The 25,109-nt window shown below is 66.6% G+C and carries 7 protein-coding genes; all 7 read left to right on the top strand.

Annotated elements, in window-relative coordinates; genetic code table 11:
• The first annotated feature begins 16 nt into the window (after positions 1–16).
• The 7 genes from regX (at position 17) to AC5Y4N_RS06920 (ending at position 25,096) form a co-directional block, all read left to right on the top strand.
• Complete coding sequence (regX, locus tag AC5Y4N_RS06950; protein ID WP_499906329.1) at positions 17–703, top strand: two-component sensory transduction protein RegX; 687 nt, start codon at positions 17–19, stop codon at positions 701–703.
• 285 nt (positions 704–988) lie between these two features.
• A complete protein-coding gene (locus AC5Y4N_RS06945) occupies positions 989–1,699 on the top strand; it encodes a thioesterase II family protein (protein WP_499905703.1) in 711 nt (236 codons plus the stop codon).
• 730 nt (positions 1,700–2,429) lie between these two features.
• A complete protein-coding gene (locus tag AC5Y4N_RS06940; protein WP_499905705.1) occupies positions 2,430–4,178 on the top strand; it encodes an AMP-binding protein in 1,749 nt (582 codons plus the stop codon).
• A 103-nt stretch (positions 4,179–4,281) separates the two neighbouring features.
• Positions 4,282–9,603, top strand: a complete 5,322-nt coding sequence (locus AC5Y4N_RS06935; RefSeq protein WP_499905708.1) for a type I polyketide synthase — start codon at positions 4,282–4,284, stop codon at positions 9,601–9,603.
• Positions 9,604–14,364: an SDR family NAD(P)-dependent oxidoreductase gene (locus AC5Y4N_RS06930; RefSeq protein WP_499905710.1), complete on the top strand. Its 4,761-nt coding sequence runs from the start codon at positions 9,604–9,606 to the stop codon at positions 14,362–14,364.
• A 5-nt stretch (positions 14,365–14,369) separates the two neighbouring features.
• Entirely contained in the window at positions 14,370–19,703 is a 5,334-nt protein-coding gene (locus AC5Y4N_RS06925) for an SDR family NAD(P)-dependent oxidoreductase (RefSeq protein WP_499906331.1), read from the top strand.
• A complete protein-coding gene (locus AC5Y4N_RS06920; protein ID WP_499905712.1) occupies positions 19,703–25,096 on the top strand; it encodes a type I polyketide synthase in 5,394 nt (1,797 codons plus the stop codon). The genes AC5Y4N_RS06925 and AC5Y4N_RS06920 overlap by 1 nt, the downstream gene beginning before the upstream one ends.
• Positions 25,097–25,109: the final 13 nt, after the last annotated feature.

Below are 25,109 nucleotides of genomic sequence, written 5' to 3'. Positions count from 1 at the left end.
GAGGAAACACCACGTCGTGACCAGTGTGCTGATCGTGGAGGACGAGGAGTCCCTCGCCGACCCGCTGGCGTTCCTGTTGCGCAAGGAGGGCTTCGAGGCGACCGTGGTTGCCGACGGGCCCACTGCGCTGGCCGAGTTCGACCGCGCCGGCGCCGACATCGTGCTGCTGGATCTCATGCTTCCCGGCATGAGCGGCACCGACGTGTGCAAGCAGCTGCGAGCCAAGTCCAGTGTGCCGGTCATCATGGTGACGGCTCGCGACAGCGAGATCGACAAAGTGGTGGGGCTGGAACTCGGTGCCGACGATTACGTCACCAAACCGTATTCGGCGCGCGAGCTGATCGCCCGGATCAGGGCGGTGCTGCGCCGCGGCGCCGACACCGACGACCTGGGCGCGGCAGACGGTGTGCTGGAAGCGGGTCCGGTCCGCATGGACGTCGAACGCCACGTGGTGTCGGTGAACGGTGAGCCGATCACTCTGCCGCTCAAGGAGTTCGACCTCTTGGAGTACTTGATGCGTAACAGCGGCCGAGTGCTCACCCGCGGGCAACTGATCGATCGGGTGTGGGGAGCCGACTACGTCGGCGACACGAAGACTCTCGACGTTCACGTGAAGCGGCTGCGCTCCAAGATCGAAGCAGATCCAGCAAACCCAGTGCATCTGATCACGGTGCGCGGCCTGGGTTACAAGTTGGAGGGCTAGTCCCGATCAACCCGGCGCGGCCGCTTCGGCGCAGCGGATTTGGCTGTCCCGCAACCGAGTTAATGCCTGTTTGCTTTCTCAAACATCTCCGACGGCGGGCCGACCGGCGTGTGGGCAGGCCCCGGGGCACCGGCATCGGAGATTGCTGCCGCGATCCCGCGCAGCGCTTCGGTGGCCACACGGCCAGTGCCGCTGCGAAGCTGGGAGCCGGCTGCACGGCGTCGGGTCGCTTTGCTGATCGCCGGAGAACCGATCCGTCGGCGAGCCCAGAGGTAATGTGATCTCGTGGCCGCGCACACGCCGACGTTGTACATCTTTCCGCATGCCGGTGGATCAGCGCAGTATTACGCGCCATTTGCAAAGGCTTTCAAATCGGATATCAAGCGCCTGGCAGTGCAATATCCGGGACGGCGCGGGACTCACGACCTGTCGTCGTTCAAAAGCGTCCAGGATCTCGCGGATCAAGTATGTGGAATGCTTTCCCCGCGGGATACGCCCGGACGAGGTGTCGCATTCTTCGGGCACAGTATGGGCGCACTGGTGTCATTCGAGGTCGCGCTGCGGTTCGAAGCGGCAGGCAATCCCATCGAAGCCCTGTTCGTCTCTGCCTCTGCCGCACCCGGACGAGTGGGGTTCGAGGACATCCCTGAATCCGACGAAGGGCTACTTGCTGCCGTCAGCCAGATGACCGGCGCCGATCCAGAGTTCATCGAAGACGAGGAATTCGCGGCGAAGATACTTCCGACCCTGCGCGGCCTGAAAGCGATCAGCAATTACAACTGCCCGCCGGACGCCATTGTGTCGTGCCCCATCTTCGCTTTTCTCGGCGACAGCGACGACGTGGCCCCCTACGAAAAGGTAGCTGGCTGGGCCGAGCGCACGGCGGGCGAGTTCACTGTGCGCGCCTTCCCCGGTCACCACTTCTACCTGAACGACAATTTGCCCGAGCTCGTCGACGACATCGAGGGCAAGATCACGTCGTACGTCAGCCGGTAGCTTCTGGCACGCGGCCGTCGCCTGAAACCTGCTCGTAGAGTCGGCGTCTGCGACCGCATGCTGGCGCGCCGATCGGTCACCCTGGTGCGAGCCGGTGGACGGCCTCCGAGAAGCCTCCGAGACGGTTGCACTGACCGCCGGGGGTGGACTGCGCCACGACCTCCGCAATTTTCGTACTCGCTGGTAACCAGCGGCGCGCTGCGACAGCACTCGCCCGATGGCCGCGCCGGTTCGCGGCGCGCGCATGCGGTGTCCGCGACGTCTGCGCCGGAGAACGGGGAGCGGCTCGCGTTCGCCTGTGTCCACTTTTTTGGCGCCGTCTGACGAATGTTTGCTCTTTGAAGCTTTTCGGCGCGGGAAGTGGTGCATCCGCTGTTGTTTTTGCGCGGCCGCACGGACTTGGCGACACGCCGCCAACGCCGGCGACCTAGCCGACCCTTACCGGCACCTCGCAACATTCAGCAAACAATCTAGGCTGCTGAATTACCGTCCCACACCGCATCCAATTTGTTTGCGAACCGACGGCCAGCGGCCACCGGCCGTCAAATCCGGAAAAGCATCATTAACTGCTGCGCAAGCCTCTGACCGGGGTAAATATGTCGAATTGGGCTCCGCGTGGCCTGAGAATTTCCAGATTGCCGTTCCTAAGCATTGGTCGGAAAAGCGTGTTAGCGTTCGCTCGTAGGGTCTTCCCTGATCGTCTGCTGGCTAACTACGTAAGGGTGATGCGATGCCGTCAATCGCTTCTTTTGTCCCTGCTGCGCTGCAGAAACAAGCCGAACTGCAGCCCGATGCGACGGCGTTCAGATTCATCGATTACGACATTGACTCCGCCGGATTGAGCGACAGCCTGACGTGGTCTCAGGCGTACCAGCGGGTGCAGGCGATCGCCGCCGAACTCGGGGCGTACGGGTCGCCGGGCGATCGCATCGCGATCGTTGCACCGCAGGGCTTGGAGTACATCGTCGGCTTCCTCGGCGCCATCCATGGCGGCTTCGTCGCGGTGCCGCTGTCAGTTCCGTTGGGCGGCACTCATGACGAACGCATCACTGCCGCCCTGCGGGACAGTGCACCCGTCGCGGTGCTGACGACGTCCACGGTCGTCAACGATGTCGTCTCGTGCGCGCAGGCCGTTCCCGGCCGAATGCCGGCGATTGTCGAGATCGACGCCCTGGACCTCGATGCACCACAGCCAAGCGCGCCACGCCAGATCTCCGGGCGCACGACGGCACTGTTGCAATACACCTCCGGCTCGACGCGGCGGCCGGCAGGTGTCGTGGTGACTCACGACAACATCGTCAAGAACCTGCAGCAGGTCTTTGCCGACTACTTCGAAGACCGCAGGGGCGAAGCTTTCGCCGACACCACACTGGTGTCGTGGCTGCCCTTCTACCACGACATGGGACTGCTGCTGGGAATCACCGCACCGGTCTGGTCGGGCGTTTCCACGGTGCTCACCAGTCCCATGGCATTTCTGCAGAAGCCGGCCCGGTGGATGCAGATGCTGGCAAGTCACCCTCATTCCTTCTCTGCCGCACCGAATTTCGCGTTCGAGCTGGCGGCGCGCCGCACATCCGACGACGACCTAGCGGGGCTCGACCTGGGAAACGTGTACTGCATCATCGCCGGCAGCGAACGGAATCACGCTGCCACCATCAGGCGGTTCAACGGCCGGTTCTGTCCTCTGGGGCTTAGTGACACCGTCGTTCGACCGTCGTACGGCCTCGCCGAGGCCACCCTGTATGTCGCCTCCTCGGCGCCGCAGCGTCCGCCGAGCGCTGTCCGCTTCGACTACGAGAAGTTGTCGGCCGGCCATGCAAAGCGTTGCGACAGTGAAACCGGCACCGAACTCGTAAGCCACGGCGGGTCGCGTGCCGTGACGTTCGCGATCGTCGATCCCGAAACGGGCCACGAGAAGGCGGCAGGCGACGTCGGTGAGATCTGGGTGCATGGCCCCAACGTGGCGAGCGGATATTGGCGCAATCCGGAGTTGTCGGAGCGGACATTCGGCGGACGTCTTCTCGACCATTCTCCGGGACGGCCCGAGGGTCCGTGGCTGCGTACCGGCGATCTGGGCGTGATCTCCGAGGGAGAGCTCTTCATCGTCGGCCGCATCAAAGACCTGCTGATCGTCGACGGGCGTAACCACTACCCCGACGACATCGAGGCGACCGTCCAAGAAATCAGCGGCGGCCGCGTCGCGGCGGTGTCCGTTCCCGGTGATCGGACAGAGCAGCTGGTCGTCATCGTCGAGGTCAGGAAGCCGCGCGCGCCAGAACAAGACGAGCAGCAAAGGCTTCGCACGCTCAAACGTGATGTCACAGCGGCGATCTCGCGAGTGCACAGCGTTCGGGCCGCCGATGTGGTGCTCGTGTCTCCCGGCTCGATCCCCATCACCACGAGTGGCAAGATCCGGCGCTCGGCATGCGTCGAGCGTTATCGACTCGATCAATTCCAGCGACTCGACGCGGTCGTATGACGGCCGGCCAACTGAATGCACCTGTGGCGGCGGACAAGCGCTCCGACGGCTTACGCGATTGCGCAGCCGCACATCGAATCTCACGAACGCGAAGGTTGACACGATGAGCACGGCACCGGCGGATCGCCGGGCGATCATGGCCGAGGCGTTACGCAAGATCGACGAACTGAACGCGCGTCTGGAGATCGCCGAAAAGGGCGAGACCGAGCCGATCGCGGTCGTGGGAATGGGTTGCCGGTTGCCCGGCGGAGTCAACGATCCGGCCCAATACTGGCAGTTACTGCGCAACGGCGACAGCGGCATCGTGCGCGTGCCCGCCGACCGCTGGGACGCCGATGCGTTCTACTCGCCAGACCACACCGTCGCAGGCACGATCTGCAGTCGCGAAGGCGGTTTCCTCACTGGTTGGCAGCCCGACGAATTCGACGCAGAGTTCTTCGGCATGTCACCGCGTGAGGCGGCAGGCATGGATCCTCAGCAGCGGTTGCTGCTCGAAGTCGCCTGGGAAGCTTTGGAAAACGCCGGCATTCCCGCGCACGCCATCCGCGGCTCGCAGACATCTGTCTTCGTCGGATTGACCACCTACGACTACTCGCTGATCGCCGGCAGGTTGCGTCCGGAGGAACTCGACCCACACATCCCGTTCGGCAATGCGTCGAATTTCGCAGCTGGGCGGCTGTCGTATTTCCTCGGCGTGCACGGTCCGGCTGTCGTGGTCGACACCGCTTGCTCGTCGTCTCTGGTCGCGGTCCACTTGGCCTGCCAGAGCCTGCGTCGGCGCGAGAGCGATCAGGCGTTCGCCGCCGGAGTCAATCTGATCCTCACACCGCAGAACAGCATCGCGTGCTCGCGGTGGGGAATGCTCGCGCCTGACGGCCGCTGCAAGACCTTCGACGCTGCGGCGGACGGATACGTGCGCAGCGAAGGCGCCGGCGTCGTGGTGCTCAAGCGGCTCAGCGATGCCCTGCGACACGGCGATCGGGTGTGGGCGGTGGTGCGCGGATCGGCAGTCAATCAGGATGGCCCGAGCAGCGGCCAGACCGTGCCCAACGGCCCTGCACAGCAGGCGGTGCTGCGCCAGGCGCTGGCTGCATCGCGGTTACAGCCGAGCGAGATCGACTACATCGAGGCGCACGGGACCGGAACAGCGCTCGGTGATCCGATCGAACTCGACGCTCTGAGCCAGGTTTTCGCCCAGCGCGACGATTCGGTGCCGTTGGTGGTCGGTTCGGTGAAAACCAATCTCGGCCACCTCGAGTCGGCCGCCGGGATTGCGGGCTTCATCAAGGCCGTGCTCAGCGTGCGCCACGGGCACATTCCGCGGCACCTCAACTTCGACTCGCTGACCCCCCACGCCAGTGAGGGCGCATCGCGGCTGGCGGTTGCGGCCCAGCCCATGGCCTGGCCGTCGGTGCGGCGCCGCCGCCGCGCCGGGGTGTCGTCGTTCGGGGTCAGCGGTACCAACGCCCACGTGGTGGTCGAGCAGGCGCCTGACCCCAATGGCGTTGTGTTACAAGCCGATCCGGTTGTCAGCACCTTGGTGATCTCCGGAAAGTCGCCCGCCCGGATCGCGTCGACGGCAGCGACGCTGGCCGAATGGATGGCCGGTGACGGTATCGACGTGCCGTTGGCCGACGTCGCCCATACCGTCAACCATCACCGCACCCGCCACAAGGTCTTCGCGACAGTGTGCGCGCGTGACCGCGCCCAGGCGATAACTGGTTTGCGGGCCCTGGCTGCAGGCGAGAACGCACCCGGTGTGGTGCCGCCGCACACGGGATCTCAGGGCGTCGGCACAGTCTTCGTGTTCTCCGGTCAAGGCGCCCACTGGGCCGGTATGGGCCAACGATTACTCGACGACGAACCTGCCTTCGCCGCAGCAATAGACGAACTGGAACCGGATTTCGTTGAGCGCGTGGGATTCTCGCTGCGTCGCGTAATCGCCGGGGGCGAGCAGATCAGCGGTGACGCCCGCGTTCAGCCCGTGGTGATGGGACTGCAGTTGGCGCTGACGGCGTTGTGGCGCTTCTACGGCGTGGCGCCCGATGCGGTCATCGGTCATTCGATGGGCGAAGTCACCGCGGCGGTGGTCGCGGGAGCGTTGACTCCGGCCGAGGGCCTGCGTGTCATCGCCACCCGGTCACGCCTGATGTCCCGGCTGTCCGGGCAGGGAGCTGTCGCGCTGCTGGAGCTGGACGAAGACGCCAGCGCCGCGGTGATCGCTGACTTCCCGCAGGTCAGCGTGGCCGGCTATGTGTCGCCGCGCCAAACCGTCATCGCCGGGCCCGTAGCGCCTGTCGACGCGGTGATCGCCGCAGTGACGGCACGGGGCCGCTTCGCGCGCCGGGTCAACATGGACGTGGCCTCCCACACCGCACAGATGGACCCGGTGCTACCGGATCTGCGTGCCGCCCTTGGGGATCTGACCCCTCGATCGCCCGCTGTTCCGCTCTTCTCGACAGTCATCGAAGGTGTCACCGCGCCGGTGCTCAACGCCGACTACTGGGTGGACAACGTGCGACAGCCTGCGCGGTTGCACGCGGCCGTCGTCGCGGCCGCCCGTAATTACTCGACGTTCGTCGAGATCAGCGCTCATCCGATCCTGACGCACGCCATAGCGGAGACGCTCGGTTCCGTTCCGCACCGCAGCATCGGCACGTTGTGGCGAGACGGTGACGACACCGTGAACTTCCGCACCAGCCTGAACACGTTGCACACATCACAGCCGCCGAAGACGCCGCACCCACCGGAACCGCATCCCGTGTTGCCTGCCACCCCGTGGCACCACACCCGTCACTGGATATCCATCGACGACGCCACGGCGACAATGGAATCCCCGCCCAAGCCGGGAACCGTGCTGGGCCAGCACATCGCCGTGGCCGGCAGTTCAGCTCATCTGTGGCAGGCGCGACTGGCGCCCGAAGCCAGGCCGTATCCCGGTCGGCACCGTATTCGTGGCGCGGAAGTGGTGCCGGCATCGGTTCTGGCGCAGACACTTTCGGCTGTGGCAGCTGAGCTCGGCGCGTCTGCTGTTGCTGACGTCCGATTCGAGAACCCGATCGTCGTCGACCAGCCCCGCCTGGTCCAGGTGCTCGCCGAGGGTGGATCGCTCTCGGTGTCGTCGCGGCCCGTCGCGGAGGCAAGCGGGTATGCGTGGACACAGCATGTCTGCGCCCGACTGTCGCGCCCGCGGACCGGATCGCAGCGTGTGCGCGACGGAGCTGATCACCGAGAGCGCGGTGCGAACGGTGTCGCTGTCGAATCGGGGCCTGCCGTGCACCAGCAGCCGGAGATCGACGGGCGACCGTTCACATGGTCGATCGAGTCCGTGCGCTCGGCGCCGGGTGGTGTGCGCGCCGACGTCGAACCGACCGAAGCGTCGAGTGCTGCACTGCTGGACGCCGCCTTTCATGTCGGACGGCTCGTCGAGGGCACCAACTCGGCGCTGATGTTTCCCGTGGCCGCCGAGAGTATCCGGGTCGATGCTGAATTGGCCGAGGGGCGGGGTTGCGTCGAAGCGTATCGGCGTGGTGGCGCCGACGAGCAAGAACTCGTCGTCGACATCTCGGTGCAGGCGCCGGACGGCACCACATGCATCGACATCCGGTCGCTGCGGTACGCCGCCGTCGATGTCGATGCGATAGCAGCCCCCGTGGCCGGCGACCCGCGCACGCTGGCTCATGCGGTCGAGTGGCGGTCGGCGCGCGAAAGCCTTCTCGCTCAACCACACTCCGCCGGTGCCCACACGGTTGCTGTCATCGGAGAAGCCGGAGCGGTGCGCTGCTTCAGCGATCGACTCGCCACCGCGGGATACCAGCCGGCCGACATCGCTGGTGCACGGTATGTGGTCTACGTTCCCGACAGCGAACGGGACACCGAGACCGACGCCGAGTGCGCAGTCCGGTTGTCTTCGGAAGTGGCCGATCTGGTGCGGATACTGATCGAGCGCGACGACGACAACCCGGCGACACTGTGGATCGTCACTCGCGGTGTGCGCGAGGGCAGTTGCGGCGCAGCGGTACGCCAGAGCGGTCTGTGGGGGATCGCAGGCGTGATAAACGCCGAGCAGCCCCAGCTCTGGGGTGGCCTGATCGACCTCGATACCGACTCCGAACAGGACGAGCAAAAGCTCGCGACAACGCTGGCTGACCTGCTGCCCAGGCCGGCCCGGTCGATCCTCGCCGTGCGCGGCGATGACCTCCTCGTGCCCGCTCTGGCGCCGCTGTCCGGCCCTTCGGCTCGAGAACCGTTGCACTGCCGGTCCGATGGTGCGTACCTGATCACCGGCGGCATGGGCGCTCTTGGCTTGCTGATGGCGGGTTGGCTCGCTGACCATGGCGCGCGTCGTCTGATACTCGCCGGCCGGACACCGTTGCCGCCGCGACGGGATTGGGACGACGAACGCAACAGCGATCAGACGCGTCACAAGATCGCCGCGATCCGAGCGCTGGAGGCGCGTGGCGTCTCAGTGGAGGCCGTGGCGCTCGATATCGGCTCGCGCGACGCGCTGGCGGCTCTGCTCGCCCGGCGTGACAACGACGGCGCAGCACCGATTCGTGGCGTCATCCATGCGGCCGGTGTGACGGAAGGCCAACTGCTGACCGAGATCTCGCGCGACCGCCTGCGTCGCACCTTGTGGCCGAAGATCGCCGGAGCACAGGTTCTGCACGAGCAGTTCCCACCCGGCAGCTTGGACTTCCTTTTCCTCACGGCCTCGGCGGGCACCGTGTTTGGGGTTCCCGGGCAAGGGGCGTACGCGTCGGCGAACGCCTACCTCGACGGTCTGGCCCGCGCACGTCGCCGGCAGGGGTGCCGCACCGTGAGCCTGGATTGGGTGGCATGGCGGGGTCTCGGATTCGCCGCCGACGCTGCGGTGGTGATCCAGGAACTCGAACGGATGGGTTCACGTCCGCTCGATCCCGCCGAAGCGTTCGCGGCGTGGGACCATGCGAACCGTTACGACATCGCGCAAGTGGTGATGGCTCCGCTGCCGTCCGACGCGCCAGCGAGTTCTGCCGCAGCGCAGGCTGAGTCGGCCGTGCGGCCGGATTGGGCACAGATGTCTGCCGACGAAGTCCTCAGCAAGCTCGACGAGGGACTGCGGACCATTCTGCGACGCGAGCTGCAACTGCCCGAAGCCGAACTGGACGCAGACCGTCCGTTCGCGGAGATGGGGCTGAACTCGGTGTTGGCGATGTCCATTCGACGGCAAGCGGAGCAACTCGTCGGCCTCGAACTGTCGGTGACGATGCTGTGGAATCACCCCACGGTCACGTCATTGGCGGCATATCTGGCGACAAAGCTTCTGCCACAGCAGGATTCGCCGGAGGATTTCGATGCCTTGACCGATTCCGCCAGCAACGTCTTGGAGGAGTTGTTCGACATCGTCGAATCCGCTCCGGCCGGCAGAGAGAGTGGCTTCTAGATGGGCGTACTTCCCGACGAGGCCAGGCTTCGGGACTGGCTGGTCGACTACCTGATCACCAACATCGGGTGCTCTCCCGACGACATCGATCTCGATGCCTCGTTCAACGATCTCGGCGTGGGATCGCGGGATTCTGTGGTGCTCTCCGGCGAATTGTCCGAGCTGATCGGTCAACCCGTCTCGCCGCTCGAGTTCTGGCAGCACCCGACGATCAACGAGCTGTCGCGGTTCTTGACCGGCGCCGAACCGGAGTCACCGGTCGAGGCCGTGAGCGTCGAACGCGGGTCGGCCGACGAGCCGATCGCCGTCGTCGGTGTCGGTTGCCGTTTTCCGGGCCAGATCAGCGGCCCGGAGTCGTTGTGGCAGTTCCTTTCCGACGGTCGATCCGCGGTGTCGGAAGTGCCCCCGGATCGGTGGGCCTCGTTCGACGACACCACACCGGAGATCGCCGCGGTACTATCCGGCACCACCCGGTGGGGCGCATTTCTGAGCGACATCGACCGCTTCGACGCGGAGTTCTTCGACATCATGCCGCGCGAAGCGGCGAAGATGGATCCGCAGCAGCGCCTTCTGCTGGAGGTCGCTTGGGAGGCTCTGGAGCATGCGGGAATTCGGCCGAGTTCCTTGAGGCATACGCAAACCGGCGTGTTCGTCGGCGCCTGCCTAAGCGAGTACGGGTACCTGGCGTCCAGCGATCTGCCAAGTGTGGACGCGTGGAGCAACACCGGTGGGGCGTTGAGCATCATCGCGAACCGGCTTTCCTACCACCTGGATCTGCGCGGCCCGTCGCTGGCGTTGGATACGGCGTGCTCGTCGTCGCTGGTGGCAGTGCATCTGGCTTGTCAGAGTCTGCGCACCGGCGACGCGAATCTCGCGCTCGCGGCCGGGGTGAACCTGCTGTTGCTGCCTGCTGTCTTCCGCGGGTTCGACCAGGCGGGCGCGTTGTCGTCGACCGGGGCATGCCATGCCTTCGACGCCAGCGCGGACGGGTTCGTGCGCGGCGAGGGCTGCGGTGTCGCGGTGCTTAAACGTCTTTCGGATGCGCTGCGTGACGGCGACAGGATCCTGGCGGTCGTCCGCGGCTCAGCCGTCAACCAGGATGGGCGATCGAACGGGCTGATGGCTCCCAACCCGTCGGCGCAGATGGCGGTGCTGCGCGCGGCGTACACGAACGCCGGCGTGGCGCCCCATGAAGTGGACTACGTCGAAACACACGGCACCGGAACGCTGCTCGGCGACCCGATCGAGGCACGCGCCCTCGGCACGGTGCTGGGCCGTGGGCGTGCGGCACAGTCGCCGTTGTTGATCGGTGCGATCAAGTCGAATCTCGGCCATCTCGAAGCTGCGGCCGGTATCGCCGGCTTCATCAAGGCCGTACTGGCGGTGCATCGCGCGGATATCCCCGGCAACCTCCATTTCACAACCCCCAACCCGCACATACCGTTCGACCAGCTGCGACTGAAAGTGGCTGCGCAGCAACAGAAGTGGCCGGATATGCAGCGGCCACGCCGGGCCGGCGTGTCATCCTTCGGCTTCGGCGGCACCAATGCGCATGTCGTGATCGAACAGGCCCCCGACCCCATTCCCGCTGAGCGGACGCTGGAGCCGCCGGTATCCACGCTGGTCGTCTCGGGCAAGTCGACGGAACGCATCGCGTCGACGGCTGCGGCATTGGCGGAGTGGATGGTTGGCGCCGGCGGGGACGTGCGGCTGTCGGATGTGGCGCACACGCTCAATCACCACAGGGAGCGTCATGGCCGGTTCGCGACCGTGTGTGCGCGCGATCGTGCCGACGCGGTGAAAGCCTTGCAAGCGTTGGCGGCCGGTCAATCGGTCGACGGTGTGGTGGGTCCCCACGAGGGGAAGTGCCGCCCCGGCACGGTGTTCGTCTATTCGGGTCAGGGCTCGCAATGGGCGGGCATGGGCCGGCAGTTGCTTGACGACGAGCCGACGTTCGCCGCGGCGATCGCCGCATTGGAGCCGGTGTTCGTCGAGCACGTCGGATTCTCGCTGCAACAAGTGATCGCGGACGGCGAACCGGTCAGCGGTGATGCGCGAGTCCAGCCGGTGCTGATGGGACTACAACTCGCGCTGACCGACCTCTGGCGGTCATACGGGATCTATCCGGACGCGGTGATCGGCCACTCGATGGGAGAGGTGACCGCTGCCGTGGTGGCCGGAGCGCTCACCGTGCCCGAGGGATTTCGGGTGATCGCCAATCGATCCCGCGCGATGTCGGCGCTGGCCGGGCAGGGCGCCGTGGCGTTACTGACGGTCGACGCCGACCGCGCCGAAGCGGTGATCGCAGAGCAGCCCGGGGTGAGCGTCGCCGGCTACATCGCGCCCGCGCAGACGGTGATCGCCGGACCGGTGGCACCGGTCGACGAGGTGATCGCCAAGCTCAGCGCGGACAACAAGTTCGCCCGGCGAGTCAACATGGAAGTCGCCTCGCATACCGCGTTGATGGAACCGATCCTGCCGCAACTGCGCGCGGCACTGGCCGATCTGCGCCCCGGAGCCGTCACGATTCCGTTCTTTTCCACTGTCACCGAAGGCACCACGAGCCCACTGCTCGATGCCGAGTACTGGATCGCCAATGTGCGCCAGCCGGCGCGGTTCATGCAGGCAGTCTCGGCGGCCGCCCGAGACCACGGCACGTTCGTCGAGATCAGCGCTCATCCCATCCTCACCCACGCCGTCAGCGACACACTCGAGTCGGCGGCACACCACCACAGCGTGGGCACGCTCTGGCGCGACGGTGACGACACGATCAGCTTCCACACGAACCTCAACAGCGTTCACGTGAGCCAACCGCCTCAGACCCCGCATCCGCCGGAACCGCATCCGGTGCTGCCTTCTACACCCTGGCACCACACTCGGCACTGGATCACCGCCACGCCGTCGAACGGCGCTCGACCCCGCCTTCGGCAAGGCGATTCGAATGCGCCGATCGGTGGTGTGGTCCCCGCGCAGTGGTATTGCGATTTAGTCTGGCCCGAAACGCCATTGGAGACTGCGCGGGCCGACGCCGACAGTTGGTGGCTGGTCATCGGAGAACCTGCACTGGCCCAGGAAATCGGCCGCGTGCTCGACGACCATTCTGCGGTGTCGGTGCTGCCGACCTCAGTGCTGAGCGACGACCGCGACGCGGCAGAACTGGTCAACGGTCTGGCCGGAGTCACCAATGTGCTGTACGCGCCCGAGCCAGTGTCTGAATGTTTCGACCCCGCACCGGCCTACCTGCTTTTCGACGCGGTGCGACGGCTGACCGCGGCGATGGCCGCAATGGCGTTGCCGCCGCGGCTCTTTGTGCTGACGCGTAATGGCCAGCCCGTCGACGACGGCGATCGTGCCGACCCAGGCCACGCCACGTTATGGGGCGTGGGCCGCACCTTGGCGCTGGAACATCCCGAACTGTGGGGCGGAATCGTCGACGTCGACGCGTCGGTGCCTGCCGAGTTGGCTGCACGGTATCTGGTGGACGAGGCGCACGGCCGCGACGGCGAGGACCAAGTCGTCTATCGGGCCGGTGTGCGGCGCGTCCCCCGGCTGCGTCACGGCTACCCGTCCTCGACCGCACCGGTCGAGCTCGAAAGTGACCGCTGCCACTTGGTCGTCGGCGCCACCGGCAATGTCGGGCCGTACCTGATCGAGCAGCTCGCTGACATGGGTGCCACGAATATCGTTGCCGTGTCCCGCAATCCGGGCCCCAGCATCGATGCCTTGGCGGCCAGCCTGTCGGCCAGCGGAACAACATTGACCACCGTGGCCGCCGACGCAGCTGACGAAGCAGCGATGACCGCGCTGTTCGACCGCTTCGGCAGGGATCTTCCGCCGCTGGCCGGCATCTATCTCGCCGCCTTCGCCGGGGGGCCGGTGACGCTGCGCGACATGACCGATGACGACGTCGCGGTGATGTTCCGGCCGAAGCTGAACGTGGCGGCGCTGCTGCACAAGCTGTCGCTGAGGCACCAGGTACGCCAGTTCGTGATGTTCTCGTCGATCTCCGGAATCACCGGTTCGCGGTGGCTGGCTCACTACGCCGCCACCACGACGTTCTTGGACACGTTCGCGTTCGCACGCCGGGCGGCAGGGCTTCCGGCAACCGCCGTCAACTGGGGGCTCTGGAAGTCGTTGACGGACAGGCAAAGTGACGAAGAGCGTCAGGTCACCCTCGACTCGGGTTTGGAACCCATGCCCGACGAAATCGCTATCCGGGCTTTGCCGTGGGTCATCGGCAGCGATGCCCGCGCCCGCGCCACTATCGTCGCCGCGGACTGGGGCCGACTGGCCGCCGCTTACCGCACCCGGGCAGCGCTGCACATCGTGGACGATCTGCTGGGCGCCGGCACCGATGTCGACGGCGACAGTTCGGTTACCCAAGCCACCGAATTCCGCACCGCGCTGCGCGACTGCGAACCGGCGCGGCGTCGGGAGCTTCTGGTGGAGCACGTGACCGCCCACGTGGCGGCCGCGATGGGACTGGACTCACCCGCGTCATTGGATCCGTTCGAGGGCTTCTTCCAATCGGGGATGGATTCGTTGATGAGCGTGACGCTCAAGCGTTCCCTCGCCGAGAGCCTCGGCGTCGCGTTGCCCGCTTCGGTGGTATTCGACTACCCGACCGTCGATGCACTGGCCGGCTATCTGGCCACGGTCCTGCCCGAGCTGATCGAGGTGTCCGAACAGGACAGCGCCGACGACTACGACGATCTGACCGACGACGAACTGCTGCAACAACTCTCGGAAAGGCTCGGATGAGCGCGATGGCCGCCGCACCGCCGGATCGTCGGTCCATCGTCGCCGAAGCGCTTCGCAAGATCGACGATCTGACCGCACGCCTGGAGATCGCCGAGAAAGGCGACACCGAGCCCATCGCCGTGGTGGGCATGGGTTGCCGGTTCCCGGGCGGGGTGAACAATCCGGCGGAGTACTGGCGGCTGCTGCACTCCGGCAGGAGCGGCATCGTGCGGGTCCCGCCGGATCGCTGGGACGCCGACGCGTTCTTCAGCGAAGACCACACCGTGCCGGGCACCATCTGCAATCGTGAGGGCGGCTTTCTCACGTCGTGGCAGCCCGACCAGTTCGACGCCGACTTCTTCGGCATGTCGCCGCGCGAGGCGGCCGGCATGGACCCGCAGCACCGGCTGCTGCTCGAAGTAACTTGGGAGGCACTGGAAAACGCCGGTATCACCGCAACCGCGATCCGGGGCACCCAGACCGCAGTGTTCGTCGGCGCCACCACCAGCGACTACTACTACCTGCACTCGGCCGGAGCCCGTCCACAAGACGTCGACCCGTACGTCTCGTTCGGGAATGCGGCGAACTTCGCCGCGGGGCGGCTGGCGTATCTACTCGGCGTGCACGGCCCGGCGGTGTTCATCGACACGGCGTGCTCGTCGTCGCTGGTCGCGATCCACCTGGCGTGTCAGAGCCTTCGGCGACGGGAAAGTGATCAGGCGCTGGCGGCCGGCGTCAACTTGATCCTGAGCCCCCAAAACAGCATCGCGTGCTCTCGGTGGGGAATGCTCGCACCCGACGGCCGCTGCAAGACCTTCGACGCCGACGCCAACGGGTATGTGCGCAGCGAGGGTTGCGGTGTGGTGGTGCTCAAGAGGCTCAGCGACGCAGTGCGCGACAACGACAGGGTGCTGGCGCTCGTGCGCGGGTCCGCGGTCAATCAGGACGGTCCGAGCAGCGGGCAGACGGTGCCCAGCGGACCGGCGCAGCAGGCGCTGATGCGTTCGGCGTTGGCGGCGTCGCGGCTAGCGCCCAGCGACATCGACTATGTCGAGGCGCACGGCACAGGCACGGCGCTAGGTGACCCGATCGAACTCGACGCGCTCAGCCAGGTGTTCGGCGAGCGCGACGGGGCCGCACCGTTGGTGCTCGGTTCGGTCAAGACGAACTTCGGTCACCTGGAGTCAGCTGCGGGAGTTGCCGGATTCATCAAGACGGTGCTCAGCATCCAGCACGGCTATGTGCCCAAGCACCTGAACTTTGCGCGGTTGACTCCGCACGCCGGGCCGGGGGCGTCGCGGTTCACGATCGCTGCCGAAGGCATGCCATGGCCGTCATCCGGGCGGCGCCGCAGGGCCGGGGTGTCGTCGTTCGGGGTCAGCGGCACCAACGCACATGTGGTCGTGGAACAGGCGCCTGATCCGGAACCTGCTGTGCCGCAGCCTGATCCGGCCGTCAGCACGCTGGTGGTGTCGGGCAAGACACCGGCGCGCATCGCATCGACGGCCGCGATGCTGGCCGACTGGCTGGCCGGGGAGGGTGCCGGTGTTCGCTTGGCCGACGTGGCGCACACCGTGGCTCGGCATCGGACGCGGCACAAGCACTTCGCTGCTGTCAGCGCGCGCGATCGAAGCCAGGCGGTATCTGGCCTGCGGGCATTGGCAGCCGGCGAATCGGCGCCGGGTGTCGTGGAGCCTTCCGAACTGCCGTCTCGGGTGGGGACGGTGTTTGTGTATTCGGGTCAGGGTTCGCAGTGGGCGGGGATGGGTCGGCGGTTGTTGGTCGAGGAGCCGGCGTTTGGTGCGGCGGTGGCTGAGTTGGAGCCGGTGTTTGTTGCGCAGGTGGGGTTTTCGTTGCGTGAGGTGCTGGCGTCGGGGGAGCCGGTGGTGGGCATCGACCGGATTCAGCCGGTGTTGGTGGGCATGCAGTTGGCGTTGACGAGGTTGTGGCAGTCCTATGGGGTGACACCGGATGCGGTGATCGGGCATTCGATGGGCGAGGTCAGTGCGGCGGTGGTGGCCGGGGCGTTGTCGGCTGCTGATGGGCTGAAGGTGATTGCGACGCGGTCGCGGTTGATGGCGCGGTTGTCGGGGCGCGGGGCGATGGCGCTGGTGGAGTTGGAGGCGGCTGCGGTTGAGACGTTGATTGCCCAGTATCCGCAGGTGACGGTGGCGGTGTATGCCGCGCCGGCGCAGACGGTGATCGCCGGGCCGCCGGATCAGGTGGATGCGGTGATCGCGGTGGTCGATGCGGGGGGGCGGTTGGCGCGGCGGGTCGAGGTGGATGTGGCGTCGCATCATCCGACGGTGGATCCGATTTTGGCAGAGTTGCGTGCTGGGTTGGCGGGGTTGTCGCCGATGTCGCCGACGGTGTCGTTGATCAGTACGGTGGGTGCCCAAAACGGTGTGGCGCCGGTGTTCGACGCCCAGTATTGGGTGGCCAATCTGCGTCAGCCGGTGCGGTTTGGTCAAGCGATCAGCATCGCCGCCCAACAGCACGCCACCTTCGTCGAAATCAGCCCCCACCCCCTCCTCACCCACGCCATCACCGAAACCCTCGCGTCGACGTCGCCGAACGACCGCACCGTCGTAACGTCGGCGATGAGGCGTGGCGAAGACGAGACCCTGTCCGTCCATACTCAGCTCGCCACACTCGGGGTCAGCGCGGCCGACCGCACCGGCAGATTCATCGACGTTCCGCCGTCGCCGTGGCTGCACGAACGGTACTGGCTCGAGAAAAAGACTGCTGCGCAGCAGATTTCAGCCACACATCCGCTGCTGGGAATACACGTCGAGTTGCCTTCCGGCCGTGACCATGTGTGGCAGACCGACACCGGAGCCGACATCCCGCATTGGCTGGCCGGTCGCCAGGTGAGCGGCCAGGCGGTCGTACCGGCGGCAATCTTCGCCGAAATGGCCGTGAGCGCCGCAAGCCAAGCCCTCGACGTTGCACTCGCGGCCGTGCAGGTGTGCGATCTCGAGATCGAGCGGACGCTCACCGCGCATGGTCACATGCGTTTCACGACACAGCTTGTCCGGGCGCAGGACGGAATTCGCGTCGAGATACACGCCAGTTCGGTAGGCGGAACGTGGCATCGGTGTGCGGTCGCCGGTATCCGTACTGTCGACGACGGTCCGTCGACCTGCCCGGTCGACGTCGAAGGTGCAACCGAGATCAGGTTGTCCGACGAGGTCGTCGACCATCCCGATTTCGGGATAGCGCCCCTGCTGCTCGACACGGGGTTGCAGTGCCTGGCCGATGCCATCAACAGTGCGGCCGGGTCACCCGAAACGCGTTTGGACGCAGTGTCTTTCGCAACGATTCGCCTGTTCGGGCGGGTAGGGCAGCGGGCGTGGTGCCGCGTCGAGCTGTCCGGTGACGGCCAGGACGGCGCGGGCTGTGTCGGCCGGATCCTGTTGACCGACGCCGCGGGAACGCCGCTCGCGGAACTCACCGGAATTCGCATGCGGCCGGTGGACCCTCGCGACATTTCGCTACCGCTCGAACAGATGGTGTTCGATACCAGCTGGGCGCCTTCCGAGGCGTCACCCGCACACGAGAAGCCGTCCGCTGCCGACGGGAATTGGCTTCTGCTCACCGATGACGACGCCGAAACCACGGAGCTCGCGGCGAAAGTCGCGACCCAGCTGAGCGCGCAGACCAGGCGCGTGAGCATCGTGTCGCTGTTCGCGGAAGCGTCGATCCGAGAACAAATTTCACCGGCCGGTGTGGTCGTGTTCGTCGCAACGCGCTCGTTCGACGGCAGTGATGCGGACCAGACCCTTCGGCGCGCCCGAAAGCTGATCTTGACGCTCGACGCCACCGTGCGCAGCGTCGTCGACTCGAACCGAGGCAAGCCGCCACGGCTGTGGCTGGTCACCCGCGATGGGCTGGCCGTGGATGACGGTGAGACGGGCGATCCGGCGATCGGCGCGCTCAAAGGGCTGGTCCGTAACTGGCGCTTCCCGGGAGAAGCGGCTCGCGTCCTCGCCGGTGAACCCGACGTGGGAGCCACCCTGGTCGATGTCGACCATCGCAGCGACGTCCTCACGGCATTGATGTCGGAATTCGGGGCAACCGACCATGACGACGTGATCGCCTGGCGAGGCGGCCGTCGATATGTCGAACGGCTCTCCCGCGCAACGCTCGAGCCGGGGGCGGGTCATGCGGTTGTCCGCACGAACGGCTCGTACATCGTCACCGGCGGACTGGGTGGCCTCGGCGGCGTGGTGACGCGATGGCTGCTGAAGCGGGGCGCCGGCCGGCTGATCCTCAACGGCCGGACCGAACCCTCAGAGGACCAGCGTCGGACACTCTCGGCGTGGGCAGATGACACGGAAATCGCGTTTGTCCCAGGCGACATCGCGACGCCGGGAGTCGCCGAACGGCTGGTGGCCGCCGCTGAAGAAACCGGGTATGGGCTACGCGGTGTCGTGCATGCGGCCGGGGTGAGCGGCGACGGCCTGGTGACCGCGCTCACCGAGGACGGACTTGAGCGCGTGTGGGCGCCGAAGGTGACCGGTGCACTGCGACTGCACACGGCCACAGCCACCCGAGAGCTCGACTGGTGGGTCGGCTTCTCCTCGATGGCAACGCTTTTGGGCTTGCCCGGTCAGCTGGCCTATACGACGGCCAACGCCTGGCTCGACGCGCTGGTCGCGTGGCGGCGCGCGTCCGGTCTGCCCGCCAACGCGATCAACTGGGGCCAGTGGTCCGACGTCGGGATGAGCCGGGCCCTCACCTACAGCGTGCTGGATCCGATCACACCCGACGAAGGGATCGAGGCGCTGGAGTCGCTGGTGGGAAGCCCGCTGACGCGCACGGGTGTCGGCCGGCTGCGCCTGGACAGGGCTGCCGCCACCGCGGCTTTCGCTGAGCTGGGGTACTTCACGGAGTTGTCCGACGGTCTCGGTAGCTCTGCGACCGGAGACTGCTCGACGGGTAACGCCGGCAGTCAAGCCGTGACGGCAGTTCCGGATTGGGCAGATATCCCGCCGGAGAACCTGGCGGGCGAGCTCGAAAGCAGGCTCAAAGCCATCCTCGCTCGCGAACTGCGCCTGTCCGCAGCAGCCGTCGACGCCGAGCGGCCGTTCCCGGAGCTCGGACTCGACTCGATGATGGCGATGACGGTGCTGAAGGAAACCCAGAAGCTGGTGGGCCTCGACGTATCGGCGAACACGTTGTTCAACCATCCGACCATCCGGTCATTGGCGGCGTATCTAGCGGAAACGCTTGCGGCGCAACATGCTTCACAGCGCGACGACATCGAGCCAACGTTGGACGAGGACGGCAGTGTGCTGGATGCGCTGTTCGACAGCGTCGAGTCGGCCTCCGCCGGTAGCGAAAGCGGTGTTTTCTGATGAGAACGATCTTCGGCAGGGTGGCGGCCATGACGGCCGATCAGCGGGGTTCGCTGACCGAACAGTTCGAGAAGGCCTCCCGGATCGCGGTCGCCGAACCGGTAGCGGTGATCGGCATCGGCTGCCGTTTCCCCGGCGGCGTCGCCGGACCCGAAAGTTACTGGAAATTCCTCGCAAACGGCACCGACGCGATCAGCGAAATCCCCCCGGACCGCTGGAACGCCGACGAATTCTACGATCCGGACCAGTTCGCACCCGGCCGGATGTCGTCGAAGTGGGGTGGTTTCCTCGACGATGTGGCCGGCTTCGATGCCGACTTCTTCGGCATCTCACCGCGCGAGGCGGAAGCCATGGATCCCCAGCAGCGGCTGATGCTGGAGGTGGCCTGGGAAGCTCTGGAGCATGCCGGTCTGGCGCCGGACGAGCTCTCCGGCGTCCGCGCCGCAGTGATGATGGGCGTGTATTACACCGAGTATCAGACTATTTCGGCTGCCAACCCCGACACCATCGACGCCTACTCCGCCACCGGCAACGCCCATGCCGTGGCGGTCGGCCGGATCGCGTATCTGTTAGGACTGCGCGGTCCGGCGGTAGCGGTCGACTCGGCGTGCTCGTCGTCGCTGGTGGCGATACATCTGGCATGCCAGAGTCTGCGGCTGCGGGAAAGCGATCTGGCCCTCGCGGGCGGGGTCAGCTTGATCCTGCGACCCGAAACGCAGATAGCAATGGCCAAGTGGGGCATGCTGTCACCGCGCGGCCGGTGCCACACCTTCGACTCCAGGGCCGACGGATTCGTGCGCGGCGAGGGATGCGGTGTCGTGGCGCTCAAGCGGCTCACCGACGCGGTGCGCGACAACGATCGGGTGCTTGCCGTGGTGCGCGGCTCAGCAGTCAACCAGGACGGCCGCTCCAACGGCCTGACCGCCCCGAACACCATCGCGCAACGCGACGTGATCACCCGGGCGTTGCGCAGCGCCGACGTGACACCGAACTCGGTGAACATGATCGAAACACACGGCACCGGAACCGCTTTGGGTGATCCGATCGAGTTCGAGGCGCTGGCTGACGTCTATGGCCGCGGCGACGCCCGCTGCGCTCTAGGGGCCGTGAAGACGAACATGGGCCACTTGGAGGCAGCGGCCGGAATCGCCGGATTCATCAAAGCTGCCTTGTCGGTGAACAAGGGCCGGATCCCCCCGAACCTGCACTTCTCCGAGTGGAACCCGGCGATCGACCCGTCGCGCACCCGGATGTTCGTGCCCACCGATCTGCAAGCATGGCCGGCTGACGACAGTCCCCGCCGAGCCGCCGTGTCGTCGTTCGGACTCGGTGGCACAAACGCGCACGCGGTGATCGAGCAAGGCCCTGATCCGCAGTCCGTTGTGCCGCAGCCTGATCCGGCCGTCAGCACGCTGGTGCTGTCGGGCAAGACCGAGCAACGGATAGCGGCATGGGCGTCGGCGCTGGGCGACTGGATCGACGGCGACGGCGCCGCGGTGCCGCTGGCCGATGTCGCCCGAACCCTCAACCACCGCCGGGGACGGCACGGAAAGTTCGCCGCCGTCGTCGCATCCGATCACCGCGAGGCCGTCTCCGGCCTGCGGGCACTGGCCGACGGCCGCCCCGCGCCCGGCGTCGTGCCACCACGCGACGCAACGTCTCGGGTGGGGACGGTGTTTGTGTATTCGGGTCAGGGTTCGCAGTGGGCGGGGATGGGTCGGCGGTTGTTGGTCGAGGAGCCGGCGTTTGGTGCGGCGGTGGCTGAGTTGGAGCCGGTTTTTGTTGCGCAGGTGGGGTTTTCGTTGCGTGAGGTGCTGGCGTCGGGGGAGCCGGTGATGGGCATCGACCGGATTCAGCCGGTGTTGGTGGGCATGCAGTTGGCGTTGACGAGGTTGTGGCAATCCTATGGGGTGACACCGGATGCGGTGATCGGGCATTCGATGGGCGAGGTCAGTGCGGCGGTGGTGGCCGGGGCGTTGTCGGCTGCTGATGGGCTGAAGGTGATTGCGACGCGGTCGCGGTTGATGGCGCGGTTGTCGGGGCGCGGGGCGATGGCGCTGGTGGAGTTGGAGGCGGCTGCGGTTGAGACGTTGATTGCCCAGTATCCGCAGGTGACGGTGGCGGTGTATGCCGCGCCGGCGCAGACGGTGATCGCCGGGCCGCCGGATCAGGTGGATGCGGTGATCGCGGTGGTCGATGCGGGGGGGCGGTTGGCGCGGCGGGTCGAGGTGGATGTGGCGTCGCATCATCCGACGGTGGATCCGATTTTGGCAGAGTTGCGTGCTGGGTTGGCGGGGTTGTCGCCGATGTCGCCGACGGTGTCGTTGATCAGTACGGTGGGTGCCCAAAACGGTGTGGCGCCGGTGTTCGACGCCCAGTATTGGGTGGCCAATCTGCGTCAGCCGGTGCGGTTTGGTCAAGCGATCAGCATCGCCGCCCAACAGCACGCCACCTTCGTCGAAATCAGCCCCCACCCCCTCCTCACCCACGCCATCACCGAAAACTTGCAGTCGGCCAGGCCGCGCGGCGACACCCACGTGGCGGCCACGCTGAACCGGGACCAGCCCGAAGCGCTGACCTTTCATACCTATCTGGCGGCCGCAGCATCGCCGACAACCACGGCGGATGAAAGTGCCGGCGGCACAGCACGACTGGTCGATCTGCCGCCCACACCGTGGCTGCATGCCCGGTATTGGGCCGCGTCATCGGCAAGCCGACAGTCAGCCACGGCTCATCCACTGCTGGGCGTGCACGTCGAGATACCGTCCGGTCAGGGCCACGTGTGGCAGGCGGACGTCGGCACCGAATCCGTTCCCTGGCTCGCGGATCACAAGGTGCACGGCCAAGCGGTCATGCCCGCGACGGGGTTCGCCGAAATCGCGTTGGCCGCCGCGAGCGAAGCCCTGGGATTGCCTGCGACAGCTGTCGCGGTCCACCGCCTGGAAGTCGAACAAATGCTTCCACTGGACGACCACACGCAGGTGACAACGCATCTCACCCACCACGACTCCATCCGTGTCGAAGTCCATTCCCGATCCGTGAACGGCAGCTGGCGCCGGCACGCCGTCGCCAAAGTCGAGCCGGTGCCATCTGCATCGCCGATTCCGACGCTGACTCCAGAGCACACCGGCAGCGTCGTCTCACCGGCAGACCTCTATACCGCGTTGCGCCGCACCGGATTACACCACGGCCCGGCATTCGCCGCGTTGACCCGCATCGTGCGCAAGCCCGGCGGCGTCTCGGAAACGGAGATCACCCTTCCCGAACAGGCCAGTGCACACCGCCACTACCGGCTCCACCCAGTGCTGCTCGATGCGGCGCTGCAGGGACTGGCGGCCGCAATGCCTGCCGAGTCGCTGACCGATTCCGCCGAGGCCACCTATCTGCCGGTGGCGATGGAATCGATCCGGGTGTTCGGCGACGTCGGCCGGCATGTCCGATGCCGCGCCGAGCTGACCGGCCTCGACGACGGTGCCGGCAAGCTCGGTCGGGTCGTCTTGACCGACGATGCCGGCACGGCGATCGCAGAGATCGCCGGTATCTATCTGCAACGGGTGCAACGCCGCAGCGTGCCGATGCCACTGACGCAGAAGATCTTCGACACCAGCTGGATCCACACTCCCGCACCGACGGGTACGGCCGCCGACGGCAGCTGGTTGGTGCTGACCGAAGGCGCCGAAACCGGCTGGTTCGCAGAGGATTTCATCGCGCGGCTGAGTTCAGACACGCGACGGGTGATCACCGCAGACCTGCGACAGGAATCCGCGGTGATGGAGGCCTTCGCGAACGCTGCCGCTGACCCTGACCGTCCTCCGGTCGGAGTCGTGGTGCTCGCCGAGCAGCACCCGTTCGGCGGGGCCGACTCCGACGCCGCGCCGGCCCGGTGCCGCGATCTGGTCTGGGCGCTGTCGACGACGGTGCGCGCCATAGTCGGCGGCTGGCACGGGAAGAGCCCGCGGCTGTGGGTGGTCTCTCGCAACGGTCTCGCGGTGCACCACGACGAAGGCGGCGACCCGTCGATCTGTGCGCTGACAGGGTTGATCCGGGTGCTGGCGTACGAACACCCTGACCTGCACGCTCGCGTAGTCGATCTGGACGCCGGCGGCGACGCCGTTTCGGCGCTGATCGCGGAGCTGGGATCGTCGGACACCGACGACATCGTCGGCTGGCGTGGCGAGCGCAGATACGCCCAGCGGCTCACCCGTGCGAAACTCCCGACAGCACAACAGAATCCGGTCGTCCGGCCCGATGGCGCATACGTCGTCAGCGGCGGACTCGGCGGGATCGGGTTGGTGGTCGCGCGGTGGCTGATCGACAAGGGTGCCGGGCGCGTGGTGCTCAACAGCCGATCAGATGCTCGCGACGGGCAGCGGTCAGTGCTGGAAGAACTCGCCCAACGAGCCCAAGTCGCCGTGGTGACCGGCGACATCTCCGTTCCGGGCGTGGCGGAGCGACTCGTCGCTGCTGCCGAAGAGACCGGCCTGACGTTGCGCGGCGTCGTTCACGGTGCTGCGGTGATCGACGATCAGATCGTCGCGGCACTCAGCAGCGAGAGCCTCGATCGGGTGTGGGCGCCCAAAGCCGCAGGCGCCCTGCGCCTTCACGCCGCCACGGTCGATCGGGAGCTGGACTGGTGGGTGGGATTCTCGTCGACGTCGTCGTTGCTGGGCGCTCCCGGGCAAGGCGCGTACGCCGCTGCGAGTGCGTGGCTCGACGGCCTGGTCGCCTGGCGGCGCGCCGCGAATCTTGCTGGCATCACGATCAATTGGGGTCAATGGTCGGACATCGGTGTTGCCCGCGCCCTGAGCTTCTCCGCGCTCGACCCCATCGCTCCAGCTGAGGGTCTGGAGGCCCTGGAGGCGGCACTCGCCGGCAACACGGGCCGGCTGGGCGTCGCACGACTGCGCCTGGACCGTGCCGCGGCGGCCTTCCCGGAGCTTCAACAGCTGGGATATTTCGCAGCGCTGGCGCAAGAACTCGAGTTGCAAAGCGACGACGACTGGGTGGGTCTGGATGCGCTGCGCGACATGGAGCCGGCTGAGGCCACCAAGGTCGTCACCGCGCGGGTAGGCGGTCGGATTCTCGCGATCATGGGTTACCCCAAGGACAGCGAAATCGACGCCGACCAGCCGCTGACCGAGTTGGGGATGGATTCCCTGATGGCCGTGCGTATTCGCAACACCGTGCGCGGCGACTTCGGCGTCGAGCCCGCCGTCGCGCTGCTACTGCGGGGCGCCTCGCTGGCCGACGTCACCGCCGACCTCATCGGCCAACTAGGCATCAACGGGCACCAGAAAGCCGAGATCGCGGATTCAGTGCGCGATCGAGCCAAGCAGCGCGCCGCAGCGCGGCAACGGGCCGCAGCGCGTCGGAAAGTAGGAGACCGCGTGTGACCGCCAACAGCGA

The sequence above is a fragment of the Mycobacterium sp. NGS19 genome (genome assembly GCF_059813155.1).
Note: the sequence above shows the minus strand (reverse complement) of the source record. Positions and strands in the feature narration are given on the sequence as shown.

Coding starts and splice junctions, on each gene's coding strand:
- AC5Y4N_RS06940 (WP_499905705.1), top strand. CDS start 2,430: ATGCCGTCAATCGCTTCTTTTGTCCCTGCTGCGCTGCAGAAACAAGCC.
- AC5Y4N_RS06935 (WP_499905708.1), top strand. CDS start 4,282: ATGAGCACGGCACCGGCGGATCGCCGGGCGATCATGGCCGAGGCGTTA.
- AC5Y4N_RS06930 (WP_499905710.1), top strand. CDS start 9,604: ATGGGCGTACTTCCCGACGAGGCCAGGCTTCGGGACTGGCTGGTCGAC.
- AC5Y4N_RS06925 (WP_499906331.1), top strand. CDS start 14,370: ATGGCCGCCGCACCGCCGGATCGTCGGTCCATCGTCGCCGAAGCGCTT.
- AC5Y4N_RS06920 (WP_499905712.1), top strand. CDS start 19,703: ATGAGAACGATCTTCGGCAGGGTGGCGGCCATGACGGCCGATCAGCGG.